Genomic DNA, 26,116 nt, shown 5'->3' on the forward strand with positions numbered 1-26,116 from the left:
CGCCTAGCACCGTTACATGTCAGGTTCAATTCAGGGGGGAAGCGATGTTCTACAAACCCGCACAGGGCCACGGCCTGCCGCACAACCCGTTCAACGCCATCGTCGCCCCGCGACCGATCGGCTGGATCTCCACCCGTGGGGCGATGGGGGACAATCTGGCGCCCTATTCCTTCTTCAACGCGGTCGCCTATGTACCGCCGCAGGTGATGTTCGCCTCAACTGCGGCCAAATCCGACCGGGAGGGGACCAAGGACACCGTGGCGCAGATCCGGGAAACCGGCGTGTTCTGCGTCAACATGGTCACCCGCGCGCTGATCGACGCGATGAACGCCACCTCCGCCCCGCTGCCCGCCGGGGAGGATGAATTCACCGCCGCCGGGATCGCGAAGGCGCCCTGCGAGACGATCGACTGTCCGCGCGTGGCCGAGGCGCCCGCCGCGCTCGAATGCCGGGTGACGCAGATCGTGCCGCTGCTGGGCGCGGCGAATGTGCTGGTCCTGGGCGAGGTGACGGGCGTGCATATCCGCCCCGATTGCCTGAACGGTGGGCGCTACCTGCCGCCCGACCGGCTCAGCCGGCTGGGCTACAAGGATTATGCCGCCATTACCGAGACCTTCGCGCTTGACCGTCCCCCGGGGGGCTGATTTCCTCGCCGCAGGACAGCAGGGGGCGGTATGGAACGGATGATCGGGGTGATCGGCGGCTCGGGGCTTTACGAGATCGCCGGGCTGGAAGGCGCCGAATGGCGCAGCGTGGACACCCCCTTCGGCCCGCCCTCGGACCAGATTCTCACCGGCACGCTGAACGGCATGCGCATGGCCTTCCTGCCGCGCCATGGCCGGGGGCATGTGCATACGCCGACCTCCGTCCCCTACCGCGCCAATATCTATGCGCTGAAGGTTCTGGGGGTGACGGATGTGGTGGCGGTCTCGGCGGTGGGGTCGCTGCGCGAGGACTATGCGCCGGGCAGCTTCCTGATCGTCGATCAGTATATCGACCGCACCTTCGCGCGGGAAAAGACCTTCTTCGGGCCGGGGCTGGTGGGGCATGTGCCCTTCGCCCATCCGACCTGCCCGCGCCTTTCGGAAATCTGCGCGCGGGCGGCGCAGGCGCCGCTGGGCGGCACCTATGTCGCGATGGAGGGGCCGCAGTTCTCCACCCTCGCCGAAAGCCGCCTGTATCGCAGCTGGGGCGCCGATGTGATCGGCATGACCGGCATGCCGGAGGCCAAGCTCGCCCGCGAAGCCGAACTGTGCTACGCCTGCATCGCGATGATCACCGATTACGACTGCTGGCACCCGGATCACGACGCCGTGGATGTGGCGCAGGTCGTCGCCACGGCGCGGGCCAATGCCGCCCGCGCACGCGATGTGATCGCCGCCCTTCCCGGCCTGATGCACGATGCCGATTGCCCCTGCGGCCGGGCGCTGAACGGCGCGATCATGACCGCCCCCACGAAGCGCGACCCGGAGGCGGTCGCGCGGCTTGCCCCCCTGCTGAAAGGCCGATGATGAAGACCGTCAAGGATTACATCCGCACGATCGCCGATTTCCCGAAGGAAGGAATCCTGTTCCGCGACGTGACCACGCTCTTTGCCGATGCGCGCGGCTTCCGCATGGCGGTGGACGAGATGCTCCACCCCTGGGCCGGGGAACCGATCGACAAGGTGGTGGGGCTGGAGGCGCGGGGCTTCATCCTGGGCGGGGCGATCGCGCATCAGCTGTCGAAAGGCTTCGTGCCGATCCGCAAGAAGGGCAAGCTCCCCGGCGCCACCATCGCGCAAAGCTACAAGCTGGAATATGGCGAGGCGATCATGGAGATCCACGAAGACGCGATCCAGCCGGGCGAGCGGGTGCTGATCGTCGATGACCTGCTCGCCACCGGGGGCACCTGCCATGCCGGGGCGCAACTGGTGGAGCGGCTGGGCGGAGTGATCGTCGGCTGTTCCTTCATCATCGACCTGCCGGATCTGGGCGGGCGGCAGTTGCTGGAATCGCTCGGGCTGAACATCAACGTTCTGTGCGCCTTCGAGGGCGGTTGATCGCGCCCGCACCCGCGAGCCCATCCGCGCCCCTTGTAACCCGCGGCGCCTGATCTGATCGACAGGAACGCCCTTCACTCCCACATAGCGCCCTTTCCGCAATGTGATCTGCCCCCTTCCCCCCGGTGTCTGTTCAGACCTGCGGGAACGCCCGCGCGGTGTCTGACCCGATCGGCGCGCATGCCCGCTGCCGCGCGGGATCCCCGCATGGTCGATCCGGCGTCTGAATCCGCTGCCGGAAAAGCAAAAGGCCGCGCATAGGCGCGGCCCCTGAACCCTGAAGGTCGGCGCGATCTTACTTGATCTTGCCTTCCTTGTATTCGACATGCTTGCGGACGACCGGATCGTATTTGTTCACGGTCATCTTTTCGGTCATGGTGCGGGCATTCTTCTTGGTCACATAGAAGTGCCCGGTGCCCGCCGTCGAGTTCAGACGGATCTTGATCGTCGTCGGCTTCGCCATTTTACAGTCTCCTAGCGGCGGGCGCCAAGGAGCCCGCGAAATCCTTGCCCGCCTTTTAGCGGCGCCCCGCCCGGAGTCAACCTCGAAACCGGGCGGGGCGCAAAATTCTTTGGTCTCAGACGGCCGACTTGCCCATGGCGCCGTGAATCTCGGCCACCTTCGTGGCATCGAGGCCAAGCGCCGCGGCGAGTTGTTGCAGATATTGCTTCTCGGCCTCCGAATCGACCGTGATCGCCATCAGCGCCGAGGAATAGATCTGCGCCTTCGTACTCTCCCCCGCCGCCGCGGCAAGGCCCGCGATGTCGATCGGCCCATCCAGTTCAGCATTGACGAAGGCCAGTTCCTCATCCGAGGCATCGCCCAGATGATCCATGATCGCCTTGCGCTCGCCGGCGTCGATCTCGCCATCGGCCTTGGCGGCCTGGATCATGGCGCGGATCATCAGCTTCGCCTGCTCCTCCATGATCGTATTGGCCGGGGTGCCCGCCGTCGCGGCCTGCAACATGTCGCCCAGCCCCTTGGCCCCCGAAGAGGCCGCCGCCGTCAGCGCCCCCATCAGATTGCCCAGCCCGGCCTCCGTCGCCCCGGTGGCGGAGGCGGCCTGAGTGCCGAACTTGTTGAACATGTCGCGCACGGCGGCCCTGCCGCCAGGCACGCCCAGTTTCTCGGCGAAGTCGCCCATCTGGTCGGCCATGCCGCCGGGGGCGCCCGCGCCCTTCAGCGCGCCCTTCACGCCTTCCACACCGCCCAGTTCGCGATATTTCTCCACACCGCGCGCCGCAGCAAAGCCGATGGCCAGAGTGGCCAGTGTCTTGACGAAACTCATTCGGTTCCCCTTTCATGGATACCCATGTCATCTCCAATATGGGCACGGACACGGGGCTTTCGCCAAGAGAAATCGACAGGTGGCAATTTGTCGCCGCCTTTGGGGGAAAGTTTGCGCGGTGGGCCTGTAAGCCGGATTCTGTCCGGGGCGCGAAGCCCCTGGATGACCATTCCTCTGGGCCCACGGTTGCCCGCGGCCTCAAGCCACCAACCCGGATCCCTCGGGGCGAAGCTCCCCTGCCCCGTGGGGCGCGTGATCCCTATTCGGCGTTGCTCCCGGTGGGGCTTGCCATGCCGGTCCTGTTGCCAGTCCCGCGGTGGGCTCTTACCCCACCGTTTCACCCTTGCTCCGGACGGATCCGGGGCGGTCTCTTCTCTGTGGCGCTTTCCCTGGGGTTACCCCCGCCGGGCGTTACCCGGCACCGTTGCTTCATGGAGTCCGGACTTTCCTCGGCCCCCCAGCTGTCCGCGGAACGGAGCTATGGGCAGCCGCGGCCATCCAGCCCACCGCGCGCCCTCCCCTTAGGCAGATCCGGCCCGGGCGTCAATGGAATCCCTTGCCGAAGCGGGCGGCAGCGCCTATCTCCATGGGCGGCGGTTACTGCTCCTCGCGTGGACGGGCCCTTTTCCAGTGGCCGATAACCATTCCTGAGGGGGCTGGCTCTGTCGGGGTCCTGGCCTCGTTACCTGGCTCCCACCTGATCATGTCAGGCTCTCGGGAAATTCACGCCCGCACGGTCGCTGCGGTTTCCGCCACATGCACATATTTTCGAAAACGGGGGCCCTCCGGAAACGGGGGGCCTGCCTGTTTTAGCGGTGTATCCGGCGCCGCGTCACCCGGGTTTCGACCGGAACGGGGATCGGCACCATCTCGGCCAGCGGGATCGCATCGCGCCTGCCACCGCCCGGAGGCGTCTCATCCTCGGCCATGCGCATGATCGTGATGCCGAACTGCACCCCCGCGAAAACGATCGTGTTGAACACGAACAGCAGCGCGATCGCGATATAGCCCACGTCGGAGGTCAGGATCAGATGCCGCAGATTCGCGACATTGAACCCCAGCAGCAGCCCGACGAAAACCGCCGACAGGCCCGCGCCGATCGCGACATTGCGGATGTAAAGACGAACAAGCTCTGGCATCACGATTCCCCCACGTTGCTATGAATGTAGAACATGCCGCGGGGAATCAAACAGCCAACTTTGCTTCGGCAGCGAATTTTTGCCGCAAATGCGTCAGAATGCCTCGGGGCGCAGGGCGCGGGCCATGTGGTCCAGCACGGCATTGACGAATTTCGGCTCCCGGCCCTCGGGGAAGAAGGCGCGGGCGACCTCGACGAATTCGTTGATCACCACCTTCGGCGGGGTGTCCACCGTGACCAGCTCCGCCCCGGCGGCGCGGAACAGCGCGCGCAGCACCGGGTCGATGCGGGAGATCGGCCATTTCGCGACCAGCGCCGCATCCGTCGCCTGGTCGATCTTCGCCTGCCAGGTGACGGCATCGTCCAGCAGGCGGCGGAACAGGTTCGCGTCGCCCTCGGCCAGATCCTCGCCGCCCTCGTCGAGCGGCAGGCCGAAGCGGAAGCTTCTCGAACTCCCGCGCGACGCGATCCACCCCCTGCCCCGAAGCCTCCATCTGGAACAATGCCTGCACCGCATAAAGACGCGCGGCGGATTTCATCCGGCGCTTTTCCTCGGGCGTGGGCTTCTTCGGGGCTTCGGTGGCTTCGGTCATGCTTGATGGCTTCCTTCGGGCTCTCCGGCCAGACGGATCGACTCACCTTGCGGGCGGAAGCCGATCCCCTTCGTCCGGGTCGCCCATTTGCGCGAGAGTGCGACCAGATGCAAGGCCGCAGCCGCCGCACCGCCGCCCTTGTTCTGATCCGCCGGGTCGGCGCGGACCTCGGCCTGATGCCGGTTTTCCACCGTCAGGATGCCGTTGCCGATGCAGACCCCCTGAAGGCCCAGCATCGTCAGCCCGCGCGAACTGTCGTTGCAGACCGTATCGTAATGCGTCGTCTCGCCCCGGATCACGCAGCCCAGCGCGACGAAACCATCGTAATCCGCCATCCGCGAGGCCATGCCGATCGCCGTCGGCACCTCCAGCGCGCCGGGCACCTCGATCAGATCGACCGTGGCCCCCGCTTCCGCTGCGGTCGCCCGCGCCCCGGCGATCAGATTATCGGCGATGTCGCGGTAATAGGGCGCGACGACGATCAGCAGGCGCACCGGCTTGTCAAAAACCGGCAGCGGCAAGGTGTAATGCGTTTCCGTTCCGGCCATCTCAATATCCTTTCGTGCCCGCGATTTCGAGACCGTAGCCTTCGAGACCCACCACCTTCGGCAGTTGCGAATTGGTCAGCAGCACCAGCCGCGACAGCCCGAGCGCCGAAACGATCTGCGCCCCGAGCCCGTATTGCCGCAGCGTCTGCGGCGAGGCCTGCGCCGGGTCGAGCAGCTTCATCGAGGTATCGCGCAGCAGGATCACCGCCCCGCGCCCTTCGGCCGCGATCGCCTCCATCGCCCGGCCCAGATCCCCGGCCCGCGCCGCGTTCAGCCCCAGCACATCGGTCAGCGGGTCGAGCGCATGGATCCGCACCAGCACCGGCGCATCGGTGGTCAGGTCGCCCTTGGTCAGCACGATATGCTCCGCGCCCTCGGTCTGATCGGTGAAGATCCGCATCGACCAGTCGCCGCCGAAGACCGAGGTCACCGGCTTCTGCGCCGTTTCGCGCACCAGATTGTCGTGCCGGCGGCGATAGGCGATCAGGTCCGAAATCGTGCCGATCTTCAGCCCGTGCCGCTGCGCGATGGCCACCAGATCGGGCAGCCGCGCCATCGTGCCGTCCTCGTTCATGATTTCACAGATCACGCCCGCCGGATTCAGCCCCGCCAGCCGCGCCACATCGACCGATGCCTCGGTATGGCCCGCGCGCACCAGAACGCCGCCGTCGCGCGCCCGCAGCGGGAAGACATGCCCCGGCGTCGCCAGATCCTGCCGCCCCTTCGTCGGGTCGATCGCGACCGAAACGGTCCGCGCGCGGTCCTGCGCCGAAATCCCGGTGGTGATGCCCTCGCGCGCCTCGATCGAAACGGTGAAGGCGGTTTCATGCCGCGAGGAATTCGTCGCCGCCATCAGCGACAGGCCCAACTGGTCCACCCGGTCGCTGGTCATCGCAAGGCAGACCAGCCCGCGCCCATGGGTGACCATGAAGTTGATCGCATTCGGCGTCGCCATCTGCGCCGGGATCACCAGGTCGCCCTCGTTCTCGCGGTCCTCGTGATCGACGAGGATGAACATCTTGCCGTTGCGCGCGTCGTCGATGATTTCCTCGATCGGCGAGATCGCATCGCGATAGCTGCGCTCGACCGGGCCGGGCACATCGGCGGGAACGGATTTGTCCACGGGCTGAACGGTCATGCTTTCCACTCCTGCAACCGCGCGACATAGCGCGCGAGCGTGTCGATTTCGAGGTTCACCGCATCGCCGACCTGCGCCGTGCCCCAGGTCGTCACGGCCTTGGTATGCGGAATGATGTTGACGCCGAAGTCGCATCCCGCGACCTCGTTCACCGTGAGCGAGGTGCCGTTGAGCGCGACGGACCCCTTCGGCGCAATGTATTTCGCCAGCGCCTCGGGCGCGCGGAAGGTGAATCGCGTGCTGTCGCCCTCGTCGCGCAGGTCGATGATTTCCGCCACACCGTCGACATGGCCCGAAACGATATGGCCGCCCAGTTCGTCGCCCACCTTCAGCGCGCGTTCGAGGTTCAGCCGGTGCCCGATCGGCCAGCCGTTATGGCCGATGCTGGTCTTCGACACCGTTTCGGCCGAGATTTCCACGTCGAACCAGTCCGGCCCCTTCGCCACCACCGTCAGGCAAACCCCGTCGCAGGCGATCGAGGCCCCTATATCGACGCCCTCCATCGCGTAATGGCAGCCGATCCGCGCGCGCAGATCGCCGCCACGCGTCACGCCCCGCACTTCGCCGATGTCGGTCACGATTCCGGTGAACATGCCTGATCCCTCCGTTTCGCCCTAGCTAGCGGCCCCGCCCCCCCGGTGCAAGGCAAAGGCGCGCTCTCCTTCCGTGGTTGCGGCGGATGAGCGGGGATTCACCTTTTGATCGCTTTTTTGCGCGAAGCTCGGCGACAGAATCGTGACAGCAGCGCAAAGAGGCGCTAATCGGGACGTCAGTATGCTTCCTTTTGATGACCGCACCTTTTTGATGCTGCAAGGCCCGCATGGCCCGTTCTTCCGGCAACTCGGCGAGATGCTGCGGTCGGCGGGGGCGCGCGTGCTGCGGGTCGGCTTCAACCGTGGGGACGAGGCGTTCTGGTTCCGCGCCCCCGGTTTCCACAGGTTCAACGGCGACGCGGACCGCTGGGCGGACTGGGTTGCCGCACTGATGGCGGAACATGCCGTCACCGATCTGGTACTGTACGGCGATTGCCGGCCGATCCATGCGCAGGCGATCCGAGAGGCCCGCTACCTCGGCATCACCGTGCATATCTTCGAGGAAGGCTACCTGCGGCCCTATTGGGTTACCTATGAGCGTGACGGCTCCAACGGCCATTCCCGCCTGATGGACACCTCCGTCGCCCAGATGCGCGCCGCGCTCGCCGCGAGCGAGATCGACCAGCCCGACGCCCCCGCCCGCTGGGGCGACATGCGCCAGCATGTGTTCTATGGCGCGCTTTATCATTTTCTGGTCCTGTTCGGGGGCCGGGCCTACCGGAATTTCGTCCCGCACCGGGGCATGTCGGTGATGCAGGAATTCGAATTGTATCTGAAACGCCTTCTGGCGATGCCGCTGCACCGGATCCAGCGCGCGATCGAAACCCGGAAGGTGCGGCGCGGCGGCTTCCCCTATCATCTGGTGCTGCTGCAACTGGAACATGATTCGAGTTTCCGCAACCATTCCGGCTTCGCCTCGCAGACCGAATTCATCGACCTGGTGATGGCGGGCTTCGCCGAGGGCGCGCCCGCGCATCATCATCTGGTGCTGAAGGCCCATCCGCTGGAGGATGGCCGCGCCCATATCGCCCGCACCATCCGCGAAGCCATCGCCCGCCACGGGCTGCGGGGCCGGGTGCATTTCCTGCGCGGCGGCAAGCTCGCCCCGCTGCTCGCTCAGGCGCGCTCCGCCGTGACGGTCAATTCCACCGCGGGGCAACAGGTTCTCTGGCACGGCCTGCCGCTGAAGATTTTCGGCCGGGCGGTCTATGACAAGCCCGAATTCGTCGCGCAACAACCGCTGCCGGAGTTTTTTGCCGCGCCGCGCCGACCCGATACCCGCGCCTATCGCGACTATCGCCACTATCTGCTGGAGACGAGCCAGGTTCCCGGCGGCTTCTACTCCGCACGCGGTCGGCGTGCCCTGCTGCGGCAGGTGGTGGACATGATGCTCGCCCCCGAAGATCCTTATGACGCGCTGCCCGCCGGAAACGCGGCACCGCGGCAACAGTTGCGTCTTGTCGGCTGATCCCATGCCGCAGAATACCCCAGCCGGACTCGCCAAATCCCGGGCAATTCGGTAGGTTGTCGCAAAATCGTGAACGCCCAACGTGGAGCCCGAGCAGTGAACCTCCTTTCGACCCGCCGGTCCCTTGTCCTCGGCCTGTCCGCTACCCTGCTCACGACGGCCTGCGGCCTGCCGCGATCGGGCCCGCGCCGCAAGGAAATCCTGGCCGGTGGCATCGAAAAGGGCGGCAATGCCTTCATCGTCCCGGTCGATGCGCGCGTCACGCGGATCGCCTCGGCGCAGCCGCCGCTCGGCTTCGGCAGCAGCTTCCTGAACGCGGGCGTCCTCGGATCCGACACAATCAGCCCGGGCGATACGCTGACCCTGACGATCTGGGAAAACGTCGAGGAAGGCGTGATGAGCCAGAAGGGCACGCCGACGCAATTGACCCAGGTGCAGGTTGACGGCAACGGCAACATCTTCATCCCCTACGCCGGGCGCATCAAGGCCGCGGGAAACACGCCCGAGGCCCTGCGCGGCATCATCACCGAAAAGCTCGCGGCACAGACGCCGGATCCGCAGGTCGCCGTGGCCCGCGCCCCGGGCGATGGCGCAACGGTGTCGATCATGGGCGAAATCGCGGCGCAGGGCGTCTATGCGATCGAACGGCCGACCCGCACCCTTTCGGCGATGATCGCCCGGGCAGGCGGCGTGTCGGTCAAGCCCGAGGTCGCCAAGATCACCGTCACCCGCGGTACGCGCACCGGCACGGTCTGGCTGAAGGATCTGTACAAGAACCCCCGGCTCGACATCGCCCTGCGTCCGGGCGACGTGATTCTGGTGGAAAAGGACACCCGTGCGTTCACCGCGCTTGGCGCGACCGGGGCACAGGCGCGCGTGCCCTTCGAGACGCAGGAGCTTTCGGTCCTCGAAGCCCTCGCCAGCGTCGGCGGGTTGCAGACCAACCTCGCCGATCCGAAGGGGATCTTCGTCTTCCGCACCGAATCCCCCGCGATCGCCAATTCCGTACTGGGCCGAAGCGATCTGTCCGGCGGGCAGCGCGTGGCCTATGTGCTGAACCTGACGGAGCCGAACGGCATGTTCGTCGCGCGCGATTTCATGATCCGCGACGACGATACGATCTATGTCACCGAAGCGCCCTATGTGCAGTGGCAAAAGTCGCTCGCCGCGCTTACCGGCCCGGTCACGACGGCGAATTCGGTCGACAATCTCGCCAGCGGGAACTGATGCCCGGGGCGCCGGGGCGCAGGCTTTTCCCCTATACCGCCGGGTTCCTCCGCCGCGACATCCGCCGGATCCTGGAAGCCGCGGGATGGGAAATCCGCCTCGGGCTGCCGGGGCCGGGGGATCGTGTGGCGGTCTGGGGCCGCGCGCCCCGGGCCTGGCGCGGCGAGGCCGTGGCACATTGGCGCGGGGCCGGGATCGTGCGGGTCGAGGATGCCTTTTTGCGCTCCGTCCTGCCGGGGCGGGCGCGGCAGTCCCGCGCACCGCTCGGCCTGCTAATCGACCCGATCGGCCTGCATTACGATGGCCCCTCGCAGATCGAAACCCTGATCCGGGAGATGCCCGAGGATCCCGCCCTGCACGCCCGCGCGGCGGAGGGGATCGCCCGGCTTCAGGCACTCGATCTCTCGAAATACAACGACTTCTGGCAGGAGCCGCCGCGCCCGGGCTATGTTCTGGTGGTGGATCAGCTGCGGGGCGATGCCTCGGCCCCCGATCCCTCCGCCTTTCCCCGGATGCTAAAGGCCGCGCGGCGCGAACATCCCGGCGCGCGGATCGTGATCAAAACCCATCCGGAAAGCCGCGCGGGCCTGCGCCCCGGTCATTTCGGCCCCGGCGATGCGGAACTGTGCCGCGATGCCGTGTCCCCCTGGCGGATGCTGGCCGGGGCGACGGCGGTCTATACCGTGTCGTCGCAGCTCGGCTATGAGGCGATCCTCGCCGGGCACCGCCCCCGCGTCTTCGGCACGCCCTTCTATGCCGGTTGGGGGCTCAGCACGGATGAACAGACCTTCCCGCGCCTTGGGTCCGCCACCGTGGAACGGCTCTTTGCCGCCAGCCATCTGCGCGCGCCTGTCTGGTTCGACCCCTGCCGCCTGCGCCCCTGCACCTTCGAGGAAGCCGTGGATCAGTTGGAGGCGGAGGTCCGCGCCTGGCGGCAGGACCGCCTGGGCCATGTCGCAACCGGGATCCGGCTGTGGAAACGGCGCCCGCTGCGGCGCTTCTTCGGCCCGCTCCGCTTCGCCGACCCCGCGCCGCGCGCCGCCGCCATCGCCCGGCGGGAGGGGCGCGGCCTGCTGGCCTGGGCCGGGACCGCGCCGCGCGACCTGACCGCGCTGCGGGTCGAGGATGGCTTCCTGCGCTCGCGCGGGCTCGGGGCCGAGCTGGTGCCGCCGCTGTCGCTCGTCGCCGATACGACCGGGATCTATTACGATCCGACGCGCCCGTCCGACCTCGAAACCCTGATCGCCGCGCCGCTGCCGCCCGGAGGCACGGCGCGGGCCGAACGTCTGATGGCGGCGATCCGGGCGGCGGGGCTGTCGAAATACAACCTCGGCGGCGCGCTGCCGGATCTGCCGCCGGGGCACCGCATTCTGGTTCCCGGACAGGTGGAGGATGACGCCTCGATCCGCCTTGGCGCCGGAGAGACTTGCACAAATCTGGCCTTGCTGCGCCGGGTGCGGGCGGAAAACCCGGGGGCGATTGTCCTTTTCAAACCTCATCCGGATGTGGAGGCCGGCCTGCGCCCCGGCGCCATCCCCGAGGCCAAAGCCCTGCGCCATGCCGACCGGGTGCTGCGCCACGCCGACCCGATCGCGCTGATCGAAGCGGTGGATGAGGTCTGGACGATGACCTCCCTCCTCGGGTTCGAGGCGCTTTTGCGCGCGACGCCGGTCACCGTCACGGGCACGCCCTTCTACGCCGGTTGGGGCCTGACGCGCGACCTTCGCCCGGTGCCGGAACGCCGCCGGGCAAAGCCGGATCTGCGCCACCTCGCCCATGCCGTGCTGATCGGTTACCCGCGTTATTTCGACCCGATCTCCGGCCTGCCCTGCCCGCCCGAGGTCATCGTCGAGCGGTTGCAAGGCCCCCTGCCCCGGCCGAACCGGCTCCTGGCGAAACTACAGGGGCTGTTCGCCTCCCGCGCGCATCTGTGGCGTTAGCGGCGCCAGCGGCTCAGGACGTCGCCCCCGATCGGCTCCACCGCATGCAGCGCGAACCGCGGCGCATCGGCCAGCCGGTCGAGCCGCATCGGCCCAAGCGCCGGGCGCCCCTCCGCGCCGATCGCCACGCCCGCGGTGAAGCCGATCAGCTCATCCACCAGTCCGGCCCGCATCAGCCCCGCCGCGAATTCGCCGCCGCCTTCGCAGAACACCCGCGTCAGCCCGCGCGCGCCAAGCGCCCCCAGCATCTGTGCCGGATCCAGCCGCCCGTCGCGCTCGGCAACCTCGATCACCTCGGCGCCCTGCGCCCGCCACCAGTCGCGCTCCGTCCCCGGCGCATGCGGCCCGTGCAAGAGCCACAGCGGCGCCTCGGCCAGAGACCCGGCCAGACGCCCCTTCGGCAGGCCCAGATGCGAGGCCGCCACCACCCGCACCGGCGCCCGCAGCGGGACAAAGCTGCGCACCGTCAGCAGCGGGTCATCCGCCCGCGCCGTGCCGCCGCCGACCATCACCGCATCGAACCGCGCCCGCAGCGCATGGACCCGCGCCCGGGCCTCGGGCGAGGTGATCCACTGGCTCTCGCCATTGCCAAGCGCGATCCGACCGTCAAAACTGCTCGCCAGCTTCAGCGCGACCCAGGGCCGCCCGAGGGTGATCCGGCTGAGGAACCCGGCCTGTAGCGCCCGCGCCTCGGCCTCCATCACCCCGGTCACGACCGCGATCCCCGCCGCGCGCAGCATGGCATAGCCGCGCCCCGCCACACGCGGATCCGGATCCTCATGCGCGGTGACGACCCGCACGACACCCGCCGCGATCAGCGCCTCCGAACAAGGCGGGGTCTGGCCGTGATGCGCGCAGGGTTCGAGCGTGACATAGGCGGTCGCGCCCCGCGCCGCCTCCCCGGCCTGATCCAGCGCGCGGCGCTCCGCATGGGGCCGCCCGCCCGGCTGCGTCCAGCCGCGCCCGACGATCCGTTCGCCCTGCACGATCACGCAGCCCACCGCCGGATTGGGCCAGACATTGCCCAGCCCGCGTGAAGCCAGCGAAAGCGCCAGCGCCATATAGCGGTGGTCGCTCACTCCGGTTCACTCGTGCGCGGCCGCAGTTCGGAGACGAATTTGTCGAAATCTCCGGCGGCCTGAAAATTCTTGTAAACACTGGCGAAACGCACATAGGCCACGGTGTCGATCCGGGCCAGCGCCTCCATCACGATCTCGCCGATGGTACGCGAGGGGATATCGGTATCGCCGAGGCTTTCGAGCCGCCGCACGATGCCGGAAATCATCTGGTCGATCCGCTCCGGTTCGATCGGGCGTTTCTGCAACGCGATGCGGATCGAGCGCTCCAGCTTGTCGCGGTCGAAGTCCTCGCGCTTGCCCGAGGATTTCACCACCACCAGATCGCGCAACTGCACCCGCTCATAGGTGGTGAAACGCCCGCCGCAGGCCGGACAGAACCGCCGCCGCCGGATGGCTACATGGTCTTCGGCCGGACGGCTGTCCTTCACCTGCGTATCGACATTGCCGCAAAACGGGCAGCGCATCGCGTTCCCTTTCCTATTGTTCCGCCTCATATCTGGGGTCTGCCGCCCCGGTTTGCGCAGGACTATAGGGGGGCACCGATGCCTTGGGTAGCGGAATTATCCACATACCAGATGCAGCGGGGCCGGTGTGGCGCGCCGGACTCAGCGGCAAGGCCCCGCCGGGCCGCGCAAAATCCCGTTCCCAACCGCGATATTCGCGCATATGCAGGGGAGGCAGCCGGGGCGGTCCCGGCCATGGAGAGATCCAAGATGTTGAGCAGGAGAGCCCTTCTGCAAGGCGCCACCGCGCTTGCGGGTGCGATGATGATGCCGGTCCGCCTGATGGCGCAGGCCACCCCCTTCAGCCACGAAGCCCTTGTTGCCCGGGCGCAGGATCTGGCGGCGGCGGCCTATGTTCCGCCCTATCAGCCCTCGCCCGAAGTGGTCGCCCAGATCGACTACACCCAGCATGGCAAGCTGAAGTTCCGCCCGGAAAAGGCGCTGTTCGCCGGGCAGCCCGGATCGGAGCTTCCGGCGGGCTATCCGCTCGAATTCTTCCATCTGGGGCAGTTTTTCACCCGGCGCGTGCGGATGTATACGGTGGTGAACGGTCAGGCGACCGAAGTCCCCTACAGCACCGACTTCTTCGAGATGCCCGAGGACAGCCCGGCGCGCAAGCTGCCGGCGGATGCGGGGTTCGCGGGCTTCCGGTTGCAGGAATGGCATACCGAAGCGGATTGGCCACGGCAGGATTGGGTCGCTTTCCTCGGCGCGTCCTATTTCCGCGCGATCGGGGCGGCCGGGCAATACGGCCTGTCGGCGCGGGGCGTGTCGCTCAACGCCGCCGATCCGGACGCGCCGGAGGAATTCCCGGATTTCACCGAATTCTACATCGAGCAATCCGCCGATCCGAATGCGCCGGTCGTGGTGTCAGCGCTGCTCGACGGACCGAGCATCACCGGCGCCTATCGGTTCCGCATGATCCGCGGGCTCGACCGCGCCAAGGGCGTGCAGATGGAGGTCGAGGCCACCGTCTTCCTGCGTCGGGACGTGGACCGGCTCGGCCTGACGCCGCTGACCTCGATGTTCTGGTTCGGCGAATACGGCAAGCTGCGGTTGTCCGACTGGCGCCCGGAGGTGCATGACTCCGACGGGCTCGCGCTCTGGACCGGCAGCGGGGAGCGGATCTGGCGCCCGCTGAACAACCCGGCCTTCACCCGCGTCTCGGCCTTCGTCGATGAAAATCCGCGCGGCTTCGGCCTGTTGCAGCGTGACCGGAACTTCGACCATTTCCTGGACGGCGTGATGTATGACCGCCGCCCCTGCCTCTGGGTCGAGCCGGTCACACCCTTTGGGCGCGGGTCGGTGCAACTGCTCGAAATCCCGACGGATGACGAGATCCACGACAATATCGGCGCCTTCTGGGTACCCGAGACGCCGGCCACGGCGGGCAACCGCTACGACCTGCATTATCGGCTGTATTGGCAGAGCACCGAACCCTTCGCGGCGGAAAACATCGCCCAGACCGTGGCGACCCGGATCGGCCGGGGCGGTACGCCCGGGCAGCCGCGCCCGCCGGGGGTCTATCACTTCGGCGTGGAATTCGACCGTCCGGCGGTGATGCAGCGGATCCCGTGGGGCGTGTTCCCCGAGGTCGTCGTGACCACCAGCGCGGGCACGATCAGCCGCATCTTCTCGGAGCCGGTGCCGAACGGCAATATCTGGCGCGCGAATTTCGACATCGCGCTCGGCCCGGACGAAAGCGCCGATCTGCGCATGTATATGGCGATGGACGGCGTGCCGCTGACCGAGACCTGGAGCTATCAGTTCTCGCCGCGCACCGCGATGGAGCTCTGATCCAGTTCGCTCTCAAGGAACCGCTCGAACGCATCGAGGTCGAGCGGTTCCAGCAGGCCAAAGCTCTGGATCCAGGTGATCGCCCCGGCCATCGCCTGCGGTTCCAGCTTGCACCACTTCAGCCGCCCGCGTTTCTCCTGCGTGATCAGCCCCGCCTCGGCGAGGATCTGGAGATGTTTCGAGATCGCCGCCAGCGACATCGCGAAAGGCTCGGCCACATCGGTCACCGCCATGTCGTCCTCAAGCAGCATCGTCAGGATCGCCCGCCGGGTCGGATCGGCCAGCGCGGAGAAGATCGCATCGAGGGAAGCGGGGCTGTTCATCCCCGAGTGATGCGGGGGCGGGCGCAAAACGTCAACCTTTCGGTTGAATGTCGGAATCCGCCCGGAATCCCGCCGCGGCGCGGCATGAATTTCGGAAATCATGTCTTTTCAATGCGTTGCCGCGCCAGACGTGGGCGCTAACGGAATTGACTCACGTCCCTGTGACGACTATCAAGTCCCGGAGTTATCGCGGGGGTGGTTGTCATGGCCGAACGTCCCACGGACGAGCCCGATCCCGAACGCCTGAAGGCGCTGGAGGAGAAGCTCGCCGCAAGGCGCCGGGCCGATGCGCCGAAGCCCGCCGCGGATGACAAGTTCCGTCATGCCGACATGGCCTGGCGGATGGTTATCGAGATGGTTTCGGGGCTGGGGATCGGCTTCGGCATCGGATACGGGCTGGATGTGCTTCTGGGCACGATGCCGTGGCTGATGCTGGTGTTCACGCTCCTCGGGCTGGTTGCCGGGGTGCGGGTCATGCTGCGCACGGCGGCCGATATGAACAGGACGAGGGCCGCATCCGGGGCGGCCGATGAAGAGAGAATATAAGCGTGGCTGAGCACGGCGAAGGTCTTGCATTCCATCCGATGGATCAGTTCACCGTCAAACCGCTGAGAGGGAACATAAACGTGGCTGAGCACGGCGAAGGTCTTGCATTCCATCCGATGGATCAGTTTGCCATCAAACCGTTGTTCGGCGATGGGGCGGTCCATTGGTATACGATCACCAACTCGACGCTGTGGATGGCGATTGGTGTCGTGGCGATCATCCTGCTGATGGTCGTGGGTTCCAGCCGCCGCGCCATCGTGCCGACCAAGGGCCAGTCCCTCGCCGAACTGACCTACGGCTTCGTCCACAAGATGGTCGAGGATGTCGCCGGCAAGGATGGGCTGAAGTATTTCCCCTATATCCTGACGCTGTTCCTGTTCATCGTCTGCTCGAACGTCCTCGGCCTGCTGCCGAAGGCCTTCACCCCGACCTCGCATATCGCCGTCACCGCGGTTCTGGCGGTTCTGGTCTTCGTTACCGTCACCGTCATCGGCTTCGTCAAGAACGGCGCGCATTTCCTCGAACTGTTTTGGGTCAAGTCGGCGCCGCTGCCGCTGCGCCCGGTGCTGGCGGTGATCGAGGTGATCTCCTACTTCGTGCGCCCGGTCAGCCATTCCATCCGTCTTGCGGGCAACATGATGGCCGGCCACGCGGTGATCAAGGTCTTCGCCGCCTTCGCGCCGCTGATCCTGATGTCCTTCGTCGGCGTGCTGGTCACCCCGCTTTCGGTCCTGGCGATCACCGCCATGTATGGGCTCGAAGTGATCGTGGCGATCGTTCAGGCTTACGTCTTCACCATTCTCACCTGCGTCTATCTGAAAGACGCACTGCATCCGGCGCACTGAGCCGGATACCGAGAACCTTTTCTAACCCTTTCCAATCCTCAAGGAGCATCCAAATGGAAGGCAGCATCTCCGAATTCGGTCAATACCTCGGCGCGGGCCTCGCCTGCATCGGCATGGCGGGCGCCGCCATCGGGGTGGGCAACGTCGCGGGTAACTTCCTGAACGGCGCCCTGCGCAACCCCTCGGCCGCCGCAGGCCAAACCGCCACGCTGTTCATCGGCATGGCCTTCGCCGAAGCCCTCGGCATCTTCGCCTTCCTGGTCGCTCTGCTGCTGCTGTTCGCAGTCTGATCCCTGAGCGCAACCTTTCGTCGGATGGGTCCGTGAGGGCCCATCCGGTGCTATGAGGGTCCAGGGGGACGATATGGAACAAACACACCAAGCGGTCGAGGGCGCCCACGAAGCATCGGGCGTCGGCATGCCGCAGCTGGATATCTCGACCTTCCCGAACCAGATCTTCTGGCTTCTGGTGGCTCTGGTCGTCATCTATCTGGTGCTGTCGCGCATCGCGCTGCCGCGCATCGCCGCGATCCTGTCGGAGCGGAAGGGCACCATCGCGGGCGACATCGCCGCCGCCGAAGATTACAAGCTGAAGGCGAAGGACGCCGAGGCCGCCTATGAAAAGGCACTGGCTGACGCGCGTGGGCAGGCCCAGAAGATCGTGGCCGAGACCAAGGCCGAGATCCAGAAGGAACTCGATGCCGCCACCGCCCGGGCCGATGCCGAAATCGCCAAGCGTGCCGCCGAATCCGAAGCCAAGATCGGCGAAATCCGTGCCGGTGCGCTGGCCGCGGTCGAAACCGTGGCGCGGGATGCCGCGGCCGAAATCGTCGCCGCTCTGGGTGGCAAGGCGGATGCCGCCGTGATCGCCGAGGCCGTTGGCGCCCGGGTGAAGGGGTAAGGACATGAAAAAGCTTCTCGCTTCTGCTGATCCTTGCCGCTCAGCCCGCGCTGGCCGCTTCGGGGCCGTTCTTCTCGCTGCGCAACACCGATTTCGTCGTGCTGATCGCTTTCGTGATCTTCGTCGCGATCGTGCTCTGGGCGAAGGTTCCGGCGAAGATCGGCGGCCTGCTCGACAAGCGCGCCGACGGGATCAAGTCCGATCTGGACGAAGCCCGTGCGCTGCGCGAGGAAGCCCAGTCGATCCTGGCCACCTACGAGCGCAAGGCGCGCGAGGTCCAGGCACAGGCGGATGCGATCGTCGCCGCGGCGAAGCGCGACGCGCAGACCGCAGCGGATCAGGCCAAGGCCGATCTGCAAACCTCGATCACGCGCCGCCTGAAGGCCGCCGAGGATCAGATCGCTTCGGCCGAATCCCATGCCGTGAAGGCGGTCAAGGATCGTGCGGTTCAGGTGGCCGTGGCTGCTGCGGGCGAAGTCCTGTCGAAGCAACTGAGCGCCGCTGATAAGGCCGGTACGATCGACTCCTCCATCGCCGAGGTCAAGGCGCGCCTGCACTAAGCCAGCGCCCATCGCAACACTCCGAAACCCGGCCTCGCGCCGGGTTTTGTTTTGCCCCTGCCCTACCCCGGCAAACAGTCAACGGGGCCGGACATATCACTGCCCCGGCGCACCAGACGTCAAAGGAGTGTCGATGCTATGGAGCATGCGGTTCCGGGGTCGTTCGACACGCCTAGACCGTGTTTCGCTCAATCGGCCTGCTATCCTTCGGCCTTGAAGTCGTTCCGGCATTTGTCGGGATCGACGATGTGCCAGACCTGGCCGTCGGCTGCCGACAGGTGATCGCAGGTTCGCTTTCCTGCTGAGCGACTTCCGTTTTGAGAACGCCATTTCCATGGGGTTCAATGGCGGCAGGAAGAGGAACCAGACGCCGACGCTGCGCAGGGCCGCGACAAAGGTCTGGATCCGCCAATGGCCGGACGGCGCGGCACCAGCGATCCGGTTTCACGCCGCAACTTGACCAGATCATTGACGAATTTCGGCGAAACACGGAAGTGCGGCGCTGCGATGCCCTCGTCGACAGGCGCAACGACCCGCGTCCGCAGTTCCATCGGATGTGGTCTGCCCATCTTGAACCCCCATAGCTGCCTCAACAGCCGGGAGGCGCGGCATGACAAATCCCGGAACCCTCTAGCCGATGGCTGGAAAAGCGATTTAAGCGCAGCAGGGCCGCCATGATCAGACCCGCAAACGGCACCTGATCCGGCCTCTACCCGGCGCAACCAACGGCCAGCCGCCGAACGAGGGCGGGAAGCCCGAAGCCGTTCGCTCCGCCGTCACGCAAGCTCAGACAGCCCATCTGCGGGACTGCCACCGCACAGCGAAACGCCCCATCATGGCGCAAGCTCAGGGGTTACGACGGGCCATCCGCTCCGCCATGCCTTCATGCCCCGAGGATTTCAGCCCCTCGATCGCGCCCTGATAGTCCCGCGCCTCCCGGTTCTGGCTGAGCTTCGACTTCGCCAGAACCTGCGTCACCGAGATCCGGAACGCCACGATCCCGCCCAACATCTGCTCCATATAGTCGCGCGGTGCATCGGCCATCCGCCAGGCATTCGCGCCATTCAGCCGCCGCTCCTGATGACGGGTCAGCAGCCCGACCGCCGCGCGCTTCGCATGGTCGTCGTGCTGAAAGGCGATGGTGCCATGGACATGGACAACCTCATAGTTCCAGGTCGGCACATGGCGGTGATGCTCGGGCTTCGTCGGGTAGAAATTGGGCGAGATATAGGCATCGTCCCGGCGGAAGATGGCCAGAACCTCCTGCCCCTCGCCGATCAGGCGGTGCATGTCATTGGCCAGCGCCACATGGCCGATGAAATCGCCCGCCGGGGTCTGAAGAAGCGGCAGATGGTTGGCGATCAGCCCCGCCTCCGTCTGTGCGACGACACAGGCGAGCGGCGCGTCCTCAAAGGTCGCGGCAATCGCCTCGGGGCTGACTTCCACGAAATGCGGGGGGATATACATGCGACCTACCTCTGTTCCCGGACCCGAAGAACTGTGAGGCAGGCCAAACCGGGCGTCAACGGCGGTCTGCTCGCGACGCGCTCCGGAACAGCGAGCCGTGGGAAAAGGATGCCTCCGGCATCCACTCCCACAGCTATCACCGCGCCGGGCAAACCGGCGACCGTTCGGATTCGTCAGACCAGAACGACCTGCGTTCCGACCTTTGCCAAGCTGTAAAGCTCTTCGATATGCTGGTTGTAAAGCCCGATGCAGCCGTTCGACGATTTGCGCCCGATCTTGCGGGTGTCGTGGGTGCCGTGGATCCGGTAATACTGCCAGCTCAGATAGAGCGCCCGGGTGCCGAGCGGATTATCCGGCCCAGCGGGCACGAAATCCGGCCATTCCGGGTTGCGGGCCTTCATCGACGGTGTAGGCGCCCAGGTCGGGTTCTCGACCTTGCGGATCACCTCGGTCCGGCCCCGGCGGGTCAGATCCTCGGACACGGGAACCGAGGTCGGATAAAGTTTGTAGACCGACTGATCGTCGTTCCAGTAGTGCAGTGCGCGCGACACCGTATCGACGAGGATCGCCCCGTTGGTGGTGGTGCTGAAGTAATCGCGCCAGTCGAGTTCACGGAAGCTCGAAATATTGCGATGCGCGTTGCTGTTGATGGAATTGTCGATCGTTTCGAGCCCCGCATCGGGGGTCTGGGCAAAAACCGCGGGCGCGGCCAGACCGGCCCCCACGAGGCCCGCCGCCGCGCCGAGGAACGCCCGGCGGTCGAATGTCTTGCTGTTGATGGTCATCGTCACGACTCCGGATTCGGCCGTTCGCCGCGGCCGTTGATGGGTTCCGATAGTGCCGGTTTGCCGCAGATGCAAATCAAACCATCGTCAGAATGCAGTCTCACGCAACTGTGGGTTTGCGCAGACACGGGCAGCGGTGTAAGGCTCGCGAAAATTCCCGGGGGATTGTGAAGATGAACAGCGTCAAGGCTCTTGTTTTGCTGGCCACATTGGGGCTTGCGGCCTGTGCCGACAAGGGGCCGCAGCTTGGGCCCGACGGGAAGCCGCTTCCCGTGCTTTACCGGATCACCAAGACGGAATCGGCCGCGATCCCCGGCCGGGTTCTTGCGAATGTCAACGAGTTGCGCGCCAAGCGCGGCACCGCGCCGGTGGCGATGAACGCCGCGCTGAGCGAGGCGGCGATGCGGCATTCAAAGGACATGGCGGAGCAGAACCGGCCGTGGCACTGGGGCTCGGACGGGTCGTCGCCGGTGGACCGGACCCGCAGAGCGGGGTTCTATGGCACCTTCGTGGGTGAGAATATCTCGGAAACCTACGAGAACGACGTGGAGACGCTTTCGGCCTGGATGAGCCTCGCCGATACGCGCGACGTGATCCTGAACCCGGTGGCGACGCAGATCGGCTTCGGCTGGTATCAGGAAGCCTCGGGCAAGGTCTGGTGGACGATGGTCACCGGGCACGAGTGATCCCGGCCAGGTCGAGCGCCACCGCGGCGGCCAGCCGGGCCGAGGCCGCGACGCCATCGACCAGCCGCACACCGCTGCGCGCGGCGAGATCCTCGCGCAGCATGGCCATCCCGGCACAGCCCAGAACCACCACCCCGGCGCCATCTTCTTGGGCGGCGGCGGTGATATGGGCCGCGAGCGTGGCACGGGTCTCCTCGCTGCCCTCCTCGACCTCCAGCACGGGAAGACCGCTTGGCCGGACCGAAGCACAGCCCGGCACGCCCAGCCGGGCGATATTGCCCGCGATCACCGGCACCGACACCGCCAGCGTCGTCACCACCGAGAACCGCGCCCCCAGCAGCCCCGCCATCGCATAGGCCGCCTGTCCGATCCCCAGCACCGGGCAATGCGCGGCGGCGCGGAGTTCATCGAGCCCGGTATCGTCGAAACAGGCGATGACAATGGCATCCACCGCCTCGGCCCGCGCCTGCGGCAGCATCGCCATCAGCCCCGCGACGGCGGCGGCACCATCCTCCGGCCCCTGAATCGCCGGGGGACCGGAGCGGTTGGTCCAGCCCAGAACCACCGCCCCGGGCACCGCCGCACGGGCGACCGCGACCACCGAACGCGTCATCGCCTCGGTCGAATTCGGGTTGAGATAGAGCAGTTTCATCCCCTGGCCCGCCGTTTTCCCAACAGCCAGACCGTGCCGAGGAAGCCGCCGATGATCACGAAGGAGAACACCGTCGTCAGCGTGCCGAGCGCATAGATCACCGGCTTCGTGACATTGGTGGTCATGCCGAAGATTTCGAGCGGCAGGGTGTTGTAGCTGCCCGCCGTCAGGAGCGTCCGGGCGAATTCGTCATAGCTGAGCGAGAAGCCGAACAGCGCCACCCCGATCACCGAAGGCAGGATGATCGGCAGCACGACATGGGCGAAGGTCTGCCACGGCGTGGCGCCCTGATCGCGGGCGGCTTCCTCGTAGCTGGGGTTGAAACGGTTGAAGACGGCGAACATCACCAGAAGGCCGAAGGGCAGCGTCCATGTCAGTTGCGCGCCAAAGCCCGATGTTGCCCAATGCACCTTCAGCCCCAGCCGGTCGAACACCAGCCCCGTCCCGAGAGACACCAGGATCGACGGGATCACCAGCGAGGCGATCGCCAGATAGAACAGCCCGCCGGAGCCGAAGAACCGCTTGCGGAACGCCAGCCCCCCCATCACCGAAACCGCCACCGTCGCCGCCATCACCATCAGGCCCAGCACGAAGGAGCGCCGGAACGCGCCCCAGATGTCACCCACCGCCTGCTCTTCGAACAGGTTGTGGAACCAATAGGTCGAGACCCCGCGCATTGGGAAGGTCAGCCCGCCCTCCGGCCCCTGAAACGACAGGATGCCGATGGTGATCGTCGGGCCATAGAGAAAGACGACAAACAGCGCGAAGAAGGCGGTCAGCCACCAGAAGCTGCGCGGACGCGGTTCCATTTACAGCTCCTTGCGAATGTTGACGAAGCGCATCAGGATCCCGATCAGGATCAGCACCGTGACCAGCAGCACCATCGAGGTTGCCGAGGCGGAGGGATATTGCAAAAGCGCGATGTCGTTGGAGATCAGCCGCCCGACATTCGCGCTTTGCGAGCCCGACATGAAGCGCACCGTGATGAAATCGCCCATCACCAGCGTCAGCACGAAAATCGTGCCGATCATGATGCCGGGCTTCGACAGCGGGATGATGACGTTCCACAGGATCTGCCAGTCGGAGGCGCCGTTGTCGCGCGCGGCCTCGATCAGGCTGCGGTCGATGCGCATCATCGTGTTGAAGATCGGCGTGATCATGAACAGCGTGTTCAGGTGGACAAAGGCCAGGATCACCGAGAAATCGGAATAGAGCAGCCATTCCAGCGGCTGGTCGATCACGCCAAGGCCCATCAGCGTCTGGTTTGCGATGCCGTTGCGGCCCAGAAACGGGATCCAGGAAATCATCCGGATGATGTTCGAGGTCAGGAAGGGAATGGTGCACAGCAGGAACAGCGCCATCTGCGCCGTCGCCGAGCGGATATGGAACGCCAGGTAATAGGCTACCGTGAAGCCGATCAGCAGGCACAGCACCCAGGCGATGAAGGCATATTTGAAGGTCGCGAGGAACACCTTCCACGTCACCGCCGAGGTCAGCAGGAACTGGTAATTCTCCAGCGAGAAGGCCGGGATGATCGAATATTCCGTCGCCTGCCAGAAGCTGACGACGAACAGCGTGCCGATCGGCACCACCAGAAAGGCCAGCAGCACCAGCATCAGCGGCGAGGCCAGCAGCCACCCTATCACATCGGATCTGCGGATCATCGGTCCCTCCTTCGGGCGGGCGGGAGCCGGGGGCCCCCGCCGCGGGGTCATCAGGCGGCGATGAATTCATTCCACTTGCGGACCATATACTGGTTCTCGTCCATCACCGAGTTCCAGCACGCGACATGGCCCATCCGTTCGTAGAAGGATCCGCCGTCGCGGGTCTCGCCCGCCTTGGCCATGACCTGACCGAAGGGGTTGGCGATGTCGGCGGTGGCGGGCTTGCCCTCGAACCAGTAGCCCCATTCGTTGGCGTCCATGAATTCCTTCGACGTTTCCGGAACCGCCGAGTAATAGCCCTGCCGCATCAGGAAGCCGCCGACCCAGCCGGACAGATACCAGTTGATGTATTCATAGGCCGCGTCGAGCTTGATCCCGGTGAGGTTCTTCGACAGGCCGATGCCGCCGCCCCAGGCGCGGTAGCCTTCCTTCAGCGGCTGGAACACGCAAGGGATGCCGCGCGTCTTCACCGCCGTGACAGCGGGCGACCACATCGACTGGATCACCACCTCGCCCGAGGACATCAGGTTCACCGATTCATCGAAGCTCTTCCAGAAGGCGCGGAACTGGCCCGCCTTTTTCGCCTCGGTGAAGATCGCGATGGTCTGGTCGATCTCGTCGCGGGTCATGTTGCCCTTGTCGCCGTATTTGATCTTGCCCATCGCCTCGCAGACCATGGCCATGTCCATGATCCCGATCGCGGAAATGTCGAGGATCGACGCCTTGCCCTTGAACTCCGGGTTCAGCAGTTCCGCCCAGCTTTCGATCGGCCGGCCGATCAGGTCCGGGCGGATGCCGAGCGTGTCGGCATTGTAGATCGTCGGGATCAGGGTCATCCACTGCGTCTGTTCCCTGGCGAAGGTCTTGGAGTCCGGCCCCTCGACAAAGCCCACGGTATGGGGCGCCGTGCCCTGCGCGATCACGCTTTCGGGGGTCAGCTTGCCGTCGCGGAAGATGCCGACGATCTTGTCGTAATTCTTGATCTTCTTGGTATCCATCGCCTGAAGGTTGCCGGTCGGCCAGACCTTCTTGCAGATCCAATATTCGATATCGGCAACGTCGAAGCTGTCGGGCTGGGTCGCGGCGCGTTGGGTCACGCTGTCGCTGTCGAGCGCCGTCATCTCCAGCGTGAAGCCCAGCTCTTCCTTCACCTTCTGCCCGACCTCGTTCAGGTTCGACACGCCGGTGCCGAACTGCCGGATGGTGATGTCCTTGATCTCCTGCGCCCAGATCATCGGCGCGGGCAGGGCCGAGGCCGCCGCGGCGGCAACCCCGGTCTTGAGCAGCGAACGGCGGGAGTAACGCATTTTCGACATGGTGGTCCCCTCTCTGTCGGTCGTTTCAGGCTTCGAGGCGGTGCATCCGCCCCTGATCCCAGCCGAGGCGCACCGCCTCGCCGGGGTTGATCGGCGCGGCGAAGAAGGCCGCTTCGGGCACGAGGGCAACGATCTCGTCGCCGCTTTCGGCCCGGGTGGTAACGGCCACGCGGTCGCCCTGATATTCCACCCCGGTGACGGCGGCGGGCAGGCCGGTGCTGTCCACCCGCACCTGATCCGCCCGGATCGCATAGCGCGCGCCGTTCAGGCCGATGACATTGTGCCCGCCCATGAAGCGCGCGACGAATTCGGTGCGCGGCTCGGACCAGACTTCGCGCGGGGTGCCCGCCTGTTCGATCACCGCATTGTTCATCACCACGCATTGATCGGCGAGTGCCAGCGCCTCGTCCTGGCCGTGGGTGACATGAACGAAGGTGATGCCCAGTTCGCGCTGCAACCGCTTCAATTCCGCCCGCATCCGGATCCGCAGGAACGGGTCCAGCGCCGACAGCGGTTCGTCGAGCAAAAGCACGCTCGGCTCGTTCACCAGCGCGCGCGCCAGCGCCACCCGCTGCTGCTGCCCGCCCGAAAGCTGCGCCGGAAGCCGTTCCGCCAGATGGTCCATCGCCACCAGCGAGAGCAGCTCCATCGCCCGGGCGTTGCGCGTGGCCTTGTCCACCCCCTTCATCCGCAGCGAAAACGCCACATTGTCCCGCACCGACAGATGCGGGAACAGGGCGTAGCTTTGGAACATCATCGCGGTGCCACGTTTCGCGGGCGGGAGGTGCGAAATGTCCGTCCCGTCGAGCAGGATCGCCCCCGAGGTCACCGATTCATGCCCGGCGATCATCCGCAATGTCGTGGATTTGCCGCATCCCGAAGGGCCGAGCAGGCAGATGTAGCTCGCCGGTGGGAAGACGTGGCTGATGTCGTTCACCGCGACCGTCTGGCCATAGGCCTTGGTCAGATGCACGAGTTCGAGATCGCTTCTGGTCCGCATCCATTGCCCCGTTCGCTG

Annotated in this window: 29 protein-coding genes, 1 other RNA gene and 1 pseudogene; 13 read left to right on the forward strand and 18 right to left on the reverse strand. The window is 66.1% G+C overall.

From position 1 onward, the window contains the following. The first annotated feature begins 44 nt into the window (after positions 1–44). The 3 genes from QM789_RS03940 to QM789_RS03950 are packed head-to-tail and all read left to right on the forward strand — an operon-like array spanning position 45 to position 2,041. A complete protein-coding gene (locus QM789_RS03940) occupies positions 45–644 on the forward strand; it encodes a flavin reductase family protein (RefSeq protein ID WP_420350651.1) in 600 nt (199 codons plus the stop codon). 30 nt (positions 645–674) lie between these two features. Further along, the gene (mtnP, locus tag QM789_RS03945; RefSeq protein WP_420350652.1) at positions 675–1,511 is read left to right on the forward strand and encodes an S-methyl-5'-thioadenosine phosphorylase; all 837 of its coding nucleotides are present in this window, start codon (positions 675–677) and stop codon (positions 1,509–1,511) included. After that, the gene (locus tag QM789_RS03950) at positions 1,511–2,041 is read left to right on the forward strand and encodes an adenine phosphoribosyltransferase (protein WP_420350756.1); all 531 of its coding nucleotides are present in this window, start codon (positions 1,511–1,513) and stop codon (positions 2,039–2,041) included. Before mtnP ends, QM789_RS03950 begins: the two co-directional genes overlap by 1 nt. 295 nt (positions 2,042–2,336) lie before the next feature. Here the strand turns inward: QM789_RS03950 and rpmG are convergent, their stop codons facing one another. The 8 genes and pseudogenes from rpmG to QM789_RS03990 all read right to left on the reverse strand — a co-directional run bounded on the left by rpmG (position 2,337) and on the right by QM789_RS03990 (position 7,340). Further along, positions 2,337–2,504 carry a 50S ribosomal protein L33 gene (gene rpmG / locus QM789_RS03955; RefSeq protein WP_011750518.1) on the reverse strand — a complete coding sequence of 56 codons (168 nt, stop codon included), beginning with the start codon at positions 2,502–2,504 and terminating at the stop codon, positions 2,337–2,339. A 115-nt stretch (positions 2,505–2,619) separates the two neighbouring features. Next, positions 2,620–3,330, reverse strand: coding sequence for a DUF533 domain-containing protein (locus QM789_RS03960; protein ID WP_420350653.1), 711 nt, complete (start codon positions 3,328–3,330; stop codon positions 2,620–2,622). A gap of 111 nt (positions 3,331–3,441) precedes the next feature. Beyond that, an RNA gene (gene rnpB / locus QM789_RS03965) (RNase P RNA component class A) lies at positions 3,442–3,840 on the reverse strand. Positions 3,841–4,139: 299 nt separating this feature from the next. Then, on the reverse strand, positions 4,140–4,469 hold the full coding sequence (locus QM789_RS03970) for a hypothetical protein (protein WP_420350654.1): 330 nt from the start codon (positions 4,467–4,469) through the stop codon (positions 4,140–4,142). Positions 4,470–4,562: 93 nt separating this feature from the next. Further along, a pseudogene (gene nusB / locus QM789_RS03975) lies at positions 4,563–5,061 on the reverse strand (transcription antitermination factor NusB). Continuing rightward, positions 5,058–5,609, reverse strand: a complete 552-nt coding sequence (locus QM789_RS03980; protein WP_420350655.1) for a 6,7-dimethyl-8-ribityllumazine synthase — start codon at positions 5,607–5,609, stop codon at positions 5,058–5,060. The pseudogene nusB and the gene QM789_RS03980 overlap by 4 nt, the downstream one beginning before the upstream one ends. A gap of 1 nt (position 5,610) precedes the next feature. After that, the gene (gene ribB, locus QM789_RS03985) at positions 5,611–6,747 is read right to left on the reverse strand and encodes a 3,4-dihydroxy-2-butanone-4-phosphate synthase (protein ID WP_420350656.1); all 1,137 of its coding nucleotides are present in this window, start codon (positions 6,745–6,747) and stop codon (positions 5,611–5,613) included. After that, positions 6,744–7,340: a riboflavin synthase gene (locus QM789_RS03990; protein WP_420350657.1), complete on the reverse strand. Its 597-nt coding sequence runs from the start codon at positions 7,338–7,340 to the stop codon at positions 6,744–6,746. Before QM789_RS03990 ends, ribB begins: the two co-directional genes overlap by 4 nt. 181 nt (positions 7,341–7,521) lie before the next feature. Here QM789_RS03990 and QM789_RS03995 point away from each other — a divergent pair, with 181 nt between their 5' ends. The 3 genes from QM789_RS03995 (at position 7,522) to QM789_RS04005 (ending at position 11,975) form a co-directional block, all read left to right on the forward strand. Further along, positions 7,522–8,808 (forward strand): capsule biosynthesis protein, encoded by a 1,287-nt coding sequence (locus tag QM789_RS03995; RefSeq protein WP_420350658.1) that lies wholly within the window; start codon positions 7,522–7,524, stop codon positions 8,806–8,808. A 96-nt stretch (positions 8,809–8,904) separates the two neighbouring features. Then, complete coding sequence (locus QM789_RS04000) at positions 8,905–10,035, forward strand: polysaccharide biosynthesis/export family protein (protein WP_420350659.1); 1,131 nt, start codon at positions 8,905–8,907, stop codon at positions 10,033–10,035. Continuing rightward, positions 10,035–11,975 (forward strand): capsular polysaccharide biosynthesis protein, encoded by a 1,941-nt coding sequence (locus QM789_RS04005; protein WP_420350660.1) that lies wholly within the window; start codon positions 10,035–10,037, stop codon positions 11,973–11,975. Before QM789_RS04000 ends, QM789_RS04005 begins: the two co-directional genes overlap by 1 nt. Here QM789_RS04005 and ribD read toward each other — a convergent pair. After that, positions 11,972–13,036 carry a bifunctional diaminohydroxyphosphoribosylaminopyrimidine deaminase/5-amino-6-(5-phosphoribosylamino)uracil reductase RibD gene (gene ribD, locus QM789_RS04010; protein ID WP_420350757.1) on the reverse strand — a complete coding sequence of 355 codons (1,065 nt, stop codon included), beginning with the start codon at positions 13,034–13,036 and terminating at the stop codon, positions 11,972–11,974. The two genes, QM789_RS04005 and ribD, sit on opposite strands and share 4 nt — an antisense overlap. A gap of 14 nt (positions 13,037–13,050) precedes the next feature. Continuing rightward, complete coding sequence (gene nrdR, locus QM789_RS04015) at positions 13,051–13,518, reverse strand: transcriptional regulator NrdR (protein WP_420350661.1); 468 nt, start codon at positions 13,516–13,518, stop codon at positions 13,051–13,053. 249 nt (positions 13,519–13,767) lie between these two features. Between nrdR and QM789_RS04020 the strand changes: the two genes are divergently transcribed. Continuing rightward, a complete protein-coding gene (locus QM789_RS04020) occupies positions 13,768–15,354 on the forward strand; it encodes a glucan biosynthesis protein (RefSeq protein WP_420350662.1) in 1,587 nt (528 codons plus the stop codon). Here the strand turns inward: QM789_RS04020 and QM789_RS04025 are convergent. Next, positions 15,321–15,677 carry an ArsR/SmtB family transcription factor gene (locus QM789_RS04025; RefSeq protein WP_420350663.1) on the reverse strand — a complete coding sequence of 119 codons (357 nt, stop codon included), beginning with the start codon at positions 15,675–15,677 and terminating at the stop codon, positions 15,321–15,323. The genes QM789_RS04020 and QM789_RS04025 overlap by 34 nt on opposite strands. Before the next feature lie 204 nt (positions 15,678–15,881). Here QM789_RS04025 and QM789_RS04030 point away from each other — a divergent pair, with 204 nt between their 5' ends. The 5 genes from QM789_RS04030 (at position 15,882) to QM789_RS04050 (ending at position 18,528) form a co-directional block, all read left to right on the forward strand. Beyond that, the gene (locus QM789_RS04030) at positions 15,882–16,223 is read left to right on the forward strand and encodes an AtpZ/AtpI family protein (protein ID WP_420350664.1); all 342 of its coding nucleotides are present in this window, start codon (positions 15,882–15,884) and stop codon (positions 16,221–16,223) included. 38 nt (positions 16,224–16,261) lie between these two features. Beyond that, positions 16,262–17,068, forward strand: a complete 807-nt coding sequence (locus tag QM789_RS04035) for a F0F1 ATP synthase subunit A (protein ID WP_420350758.1) — start codon at positions 16,262–16,264, stop codon at positions 17,066–17,068. 53 nt (positions 17,069–17,121) lie between these two features. Further along, a complete protein-coding gene (locus QM789_RS04040; RefSeq protein WP_420343342.1) occupies positions 17,122–17,358 on the forward strand; it encodes a F0F1 ATP synthase subunit C in 237 nt (78 codons plus the stop codon). Between the two features lie 73 nt (positions 17,359–17,431). Further along, a complete protein-coding gene (locus QM789_RS04045) occupies positions 17,432–17,968 on the forward strand; it encodes a F0F1 ATP synthase subunit B' (protein ID WP_420350665.1) in 537 nt (178 codons plus the stop codon). Between the two features lie 23 nt (positions 17,969–17,991). Further along, entirely contained in the window at positions 17,992–18,528 is a 537-nt protein-coding gene (locus QM789_RS04050) for a F0F1 ATP synthase subunit B (protein WP_420350759.1), read from the forward strand. An 846-nt stretch (positions 18,529–19,374) separates the two neighbouring features. Here QM789_RS04050 and QM789_RS04055 read toward each other — a convergent pair. Continuing rightward, on the reverse strand, positions 19,375–19,995 hold the full coding sequence (locus QM789_RS04055; protein WP_420350666.1) for an FMN-binding negative transcriptional regulator: 621 nt from the start codon (positions 19,993–19,995) through the stop codon (positions 19,375–19,377). 173 nt (positions 19,996–20,168) lie between these two features. Further along, positions 20,169–20,780 carry a L,D-transpeptidase gene (locus QM789_RS04060; protein WP_420350667.1) on the reverse strand — a complete coding sequence of 204 codons (612 nt, stop codon included), beginning with the start codon at positions 20,778–20,780 and terminating at the stop codon, positions 20,169–20,171. 173 nt (positions 20,781–20,953) lie between these two features. Here QM789_RS04060 and QM789_RS04065 point away from each other — a divergent pair, with 173 nt between their 5' ends. Beyond that, a complete protein-coding gene (locus QM789_RS04065) occupies positions 20,954–21,466 on the forward strand; it encodes a CAP domain-containing protein (protein ID WP_420350668.1) in 513 nt (170 codons plus the stop codon). Here the strand turns inward: QM789_RS04065 and QM789_RS04070 are convergent. The 5 genes from QM789_RS04070 to QM789_RS04090 are packed head-to-tail and all read right to left on the reverse strand — an operon-like array spanning position 21,450 to position 26,098. After that, positions 21,450–22,118 carry an aspartate/glutamate racemase family protein gene (locus QM789_RS04070; protein ID WP_420350669.1) on the reverse strand — a complete coding sequence of 223 codons (669 nt, stop codon included), beginning with the start codon at positions 22,116–22,118 and terminating at the stop codon, positions 21,450–21,452. The two genes, QM789_RS04065 and QM789_RS04070, sit on opposite strands and share 17 nt — an antisense overlap. Beyond that, positions 22,115–22,927, reverse strand: coding sequence for an ABC transporter permease (locus tag QM789_RS04075; protein WP_420350670.1), 813 nt, complete (start codon positions 22,925–22,927; stop codon positions 22,115–22,117). The genes QM789_RS04070 and QM789_RS04075 overlap by 4 nt, the downstream gene beginning before the upstream one ends. After that, positions 22,928–23,782, reverse strand: a complete 855-nt coding sequence (locus tag QM789_RS04080; protein ID WP_420350671.1) for an ABC transporter permease — start codon at positions 23,780–23,782, stop codon at positions 22,928–22,930. It lies immediately after the preceding gene. 50 nt (positions 23,783–23,832) lie between these two features. Then, positions 23,833–25,098 carry an ABC transporter substrate-binding protein gene (locus tag QM789_RS04085; protein ID WP_420350672.1) on the reverse strand — a complete coding sequence of 422 codons (1,266 nt, stop codon included), beginning with the start codon at positions 25,096–25,098 and terminating at the stop codon, positions 23,833–23,835. A gap of 25 nt (positions 25,099–25,123) precedes the next feature. Continuing rightward, entirely contained in the window at positions 25,124–26,098 is a 975-nt protein-coding gene (locus tag QM789_RS04090) for an ABC transporter ATP-binding protein (RefSeq protein ID WP_420350673.1), read from the reverse strand. Positions 26,099–26,116: the final 18 nt, after the last annotated feature.

It is taken from the genome of Paenirhodobacter sp., from assembly GCF_047600745.1.
Classification (GTDB): Bacteria; Pseudomonadota; Alphaproteobacteria; order Rhodobacterales; family Rhodobacteraceae; genus Rhodobacter.